The following is a 471-nucleotide window of genomic DNA, read 5'->3' on the forward strand; positions in this document are numbered from 1 at the left end:
CATCACACGCGGTTGGCCCGCAAGTACGGCGACGGCACGTTCGTACTCCTGCTGAAGGTCCTCAACTCACAGGCGTACGGGCCGGACGTGGTGGAGCTGGTGGCGGATGTGACCCGGGCGGCGCGCAGTCCGCTGCCGGAGCCCGAGCCGGAGCCCACGAGTTCCGCGTGAGGCGGGGCGGTGACGGCCCGTCGAGCGCAACTCGTCCGGCGCAGCTGACCTTCTCCTCGCCGGTGCGAGCAGTGATCTCCGGCTGCCGCCGGACGAGCCTGGCCCGTGTGAACTGCCGCCCCTCTCACGGTGCGGGGGCCATGGGGACCCCACCCGGCGGCAGTGTCTCCGTCCCGGTGCGGCGGGGCTTGATCACCTCACCACGGGGCGGAACGCACCATCGTAGTCGAGACGTCGGGGGCCGGGGTTCCCGGCATGGGGGTAGGGCCTGTCCGACCGTTCCCGTCGTCGCCCGGAGGG

It is taken from the genome of Streptomyces murinus (assembly GCF_002154555.1).
Taxonomy (GTDB): domain Bacteria; phylum Actinomycetota; class Actinomycetes; order Streptomycetales; family Streptomycetaceae; genus Streptomyces; species Streptomyces murinus.